This window comes from Mesorhizobium sp. M8A.F.Ca.ET.021.01.1.1, from assembly GCF_003998025.1.
Lineage (GTDB): Bacteria > Pseudomonadota > Alphaproteobacteria > Rhizobiales > Rhizobiaceae > Mesorhizobium.
On record NZ_RZSJ01000655.1, the window covers coordinates 1 to 3,272 of the forward strand.

General features: G+C 66.3%; 5 protein-coding genes. 1 reads left to right on the forward strand and 4 read right to left on the reverse strand.

Going from position 1 to position 3,272, the window contains the following annotated elements:
- The coding region (locus tag EOA36_RS31590) for an aminotransferase class I/II-fold pyridoxal phosphate-dependent enzyme (protein WP_127280779.1) at window positions 1-529 on the reverse strand (529 nt) is incomplete at its 3' end.
- Between EOA36_RS31590 and cbiB the strand changes: the two genes are divergently transcribed.
- A complete protein-coding gene (cbiB, locus tag EOA36_RS31595) occupies window positions 528-1,502 on the forward strand; it encodes an adenosylcobinamide-phosphate synthase CbiB (protein WP_127280780.1) in 975 nt (324 codons plus the stop codon). The two genes, EOA36_RS31590 and cbiB, sit on opposite strands and share 2 nt — an antisense overlap.
- On the opposite strand, the gene cobO is transcribed toward cbiB, so the two are convergent.
- From cobO to EOA36_RS31610, 3 genes are all read right to left on the reverse strand, one after another.
- Window positions 1,499-2,122 carry a cob(I)yrinic acid a,c-diamide adenosyltransferase gene (gene cobO, locus EOA36_RS31600; RefSeq protein ID WP_127280781.1) on the reverse strand — a complete coding sequence of 208 codons (624 nt, stop codon included), beginning with the start codon at window positions 2,120-2,122 and terminating at the stop codon, window positions 1,499-1,501. The genes cbiB and cobO overlap by 4 nt on opposite strands.
- Window position 2,123: 1 nt before the next feature.
- On the reverse strand, window positions 2,124-2,639 hold the full coding sequence (cobU, locus tag EOA36_RS31605; protein WP_127280782.1) for a bifunctional adenosylcobinamide kinase/adenosylcobinamide-phosphate guanylyltransferase: 516 nt from the start codon (window positions 2,637-2,639) through the stop codon (window positions 2,124-2,126).
- On the reverse strand, window positions 2,632-3,272 hold a 641-nt coding region (locus EOA36_RS31610), incomplete at its 5' end, for a CbtA family protein (RefSeq protein ID WP_127280783.1). The genes EOA36_RS31610 and cobU, both read right to left, overlap by 8 nt.

A 3,272-nucleotide genomic window follows, 5' to 3' on the forward strand; every position in this document is an offset into this window, starting at 1 on the left:
CATCCATGAACGCCTCGTCGACGACCAGCAACCCGCCCCTGGCGCGCAACCTGGCGGCCAGCGCCAGCAGCCGGTCGCGCTCGATGATGCGCCCATCCGGATTGTTCGGATTGACGATGATGGCGAGGTCGGCTTCGGCCAGCGCGGCGAAATCGCCGACCCCGGCCACCTCGTGCCCGGCGATTGCCGCCGCCCTGGCGTGTTCCGCATAGGTCGGCGCCAGCACCAATGCCTTGCCGGGCCGCACCAGCGATGCCACGCGCGGCAGCAGAATCTGCGTACCAGGCGCCGCCACGACGTTGCCCGCTGAAGGCGCGCCATAGGTTTGGGCCGCAATCTCTATCAGCTCGCACCCACGCGCGGCCTCCGGCAATCGCCACAGGGCGGTGGCGGGCAGGTCGAAAAGCGGGTAGGAGTGCGGATTGATACCGGTCGAGAGGTCGACGAACGGCAGCACGGCATTGGGGAAAAGCGCCCTTGCCCGGCCAAGACTTCCACCATGGTCCACCGCTCCTTCAAGAAGCTTCATGTCAGTCCTGATCGCTTTCCTGTCATTGGTTGTCGAATTCGCCCTCGGTTATCCCGACTGGCTGTTTCGCGCCATCGGCCATCCGGTGACGTGGTTCGGAAGGCTGATATCCTTTCTCGACTTGAGGCTCAACCGCGCCACTGATCCCGACGCGCTGCGTCGCCAACGTGGTGTCCAGGCGCTTCTCGTCATCGTGCTGGTGCCGGCGGCAGCAGGTCTTTGCGTGCAGCTTGTCCTGCTCTGGTTCGTCCCCTTGGGATTGATCATTGCCGTCCTTCTGGCGACATCGCTTCTGTCGCAGAAAAGCCTTTACGAACACGTCGAAGCCGTCGCCGACGCGCTCGACAGCGGAGGCCTCGACATGGGCCGAGCCGCCGTCTCGCGAATCGTTGGCCGCGATCCCGAAACGCTGGACCGCGCCGGCGTCTGCCGGGCGGCGATCGAGAGCCTGGCGGAGAATTTCTCCGACGGCATCGTCGCCCCCGCCTTCTGGACCGGTGTCGGCGGGCTGGCCGGCGGCGCCGCCTACAAGGCCGCCAACACCGCCGATTCGATGATCGGCCACCGCACCCCACGCCATGAGGCCTTCGGCTGGGCGGCGGCACGCTTCGACGATTGGATCAACCTGCCGGCATCACGGCTGACGGCGGTGCTGATTGTGCTGGCCGCTTTCCTGGTCAAGGGCACCGACCCCGGCAATGCCTGGCAGGCGGTACGGCGCGACGCGAAAAAACACCGCTCGCCCAATGCCGGCTGGCCGGAAGCGGCCATGGCCGGCGCACTTGGCCTCGCGCTCGCCGGGCCGCGCAGCTATGGCGGCGTCGTGGTCGACGACGTCTTCATGGGCGAAGACGGACGACGCGATGTCGACAGCGGCGACATCCGGCGGGCGCTCCAACTTTATCGTGTCGCCGACTATTTGCTGATTGGCCTGTTTGGGCTGATCGCGGTGATCGCAATCCTGGTGTTCTAGAACTCGATGCCCTGCTGCGCTTTTACGCCGGCGGAAAAATGGTGCTTCGTCAGCCCCATCTCGGTGACCAGGTCCGCCGCCTCGACCAGCGCCGGCTTCGCGTTGCGACCGGTGACGACAACGTGCAGGCCCTCGCGGCGAGCCTTGAGCGCGGCAACCACCTTGTCGAGATCGAGATAATCGTAGCGCAGCGCGATGTTGAGTTCATCGAGCACGACAAGGCTGATCGAGGGGTCGCCAATCAATTCCACGGCCTTGGCCCAGGCGGCTTCGGCGGCCGCGATGTCGCGCTTCAGATCCTGCGTTTCCCAGGTGAACCCCTCGCCCATCGCATGCCAGACGATCCGGTCGCCGAAGGCGGCGAAAGCGTCCTTCTCGCCGGTGTGCCATTTGCCCTTGATGAACTGGACGACGCCGACGCGCTTGCCGTAGCCGAGCATCCGCAGTGCGAGACCGAAGGCGGCCGTGGTCTTGCCCTTGCCGGGGCCGGTGTTGACGATCAGCAACCCCTTCTCGATCGTCTTGCCCGCGACCTCGGCGTCCTGCACCGCCTTGCGCTTGGCCATCTTGGCGCGATGGCGTTCTTCATCCCGGTCTTTGGAGCCCTTGTCTTCGGTCATTTCATTTCACCTTGAGCGGTAGCCCCGCCACCATCAGGAGCACCGTATCGGCGACCGCGGCGACCCGCTGGTTGAGCCGACCGGCGTCGTCGCGAAAACGCCGCCCCAGCGCATTGTCGGGCACGATGCCTTGCCCGACCTCGTTCGACACCACGAACCACGGCCCGCGCGGCCGCGACAGAACGTCCGCCAGCCGTCGGCACGCGGCCTCGACGTCGTGATCCGCCAGCATGTGATTGGTCAGCCACAGCGTCAGGCAGTCGACAAGCACCGGCTGATCATCCGGCAACGCCTCCAGGGCTTCGGCAAGGTCGAGTGGCGCGTCGATGGTCGACCAGCCCTCGCCGCGCCGCGAGCGGTGCAGCGCGATGCGTTCATGCATCTCGTCGTCATAGGCTTGCGCCGTGGCGATATAGGCCCATGGCGAGGGCAACGCCGCCACCAGAGTTTCTGCGTGCGCGCTCTTGCCGGAGCGCGCACCACCGATGATGAAGGTCAGCTTGCCCAGATCAGGCAAAGCTGTCGCGCAGGCTGGTCGCCGTGCCGGTGAAGCGCCCGCGAACCACGCCAACGACCGCGCCGAGCACCAGCCAGAACACCAGATTTGTCACCGTCACCGCCACCACGAACTGATGGTGCAGGCCTTCCGGGATCGGTGTCTCGAAGCTGTCGGGCTGCGGCGCGCCGACAATGTGCGGCGCGACGATCAGCAAGACCGCGAGGATGGTCAACGGCAGCGATCTGCGAAACACGATCAGGCCAAGGCCGATAGCGGTTGCCGCCACCGTTGCCGACCACCAGATCTGGCGCGGCAGGAGATCGGCCGCCGGCATTGCAGGCAGCTCCGGCTGCAGGCCGAGGCCAGGCGCCAGTGTGAACACGGCAAAGCCGGCCAGACCCCAGAAAACGCCCTGGCGCCAGTTGCCGACGCCGCCTGCGAATTCCGAAACCGCGACCAGGACCAATGCGAAGCCGATGCCGGTGACGATATTGGCAAGCACGCTGAAGGCGAAACGCTCTAAGCCGTCGGCCGGCGCCCAGCCTTCATCCTCCGCTGCCGGAGCAGCTGCTTCCGCTGCCGGCGCGGCGGAACTCATGGCATTGCCTGCCGGAGCGGCCGTGCTCACGGCGCCGGTTTCGGTTGTGGCGG

Excerpts from the sequence above, each read along its gene's own strand:
- cbiB (WP_127280780.1), top strand. The coding sequence starts at position 528 with ATGTCAGTCCTGATCGCTTTCCTGTCATTGGTTGTCGAATTCGCCCTC.
- cobO (WP_127280781.1), bottom strand. The coding sequence starts at position 2,122 with ATGACCGAAGACAAGGGCTCCAAAGACCGGGATGAAGAACGCCATCGC.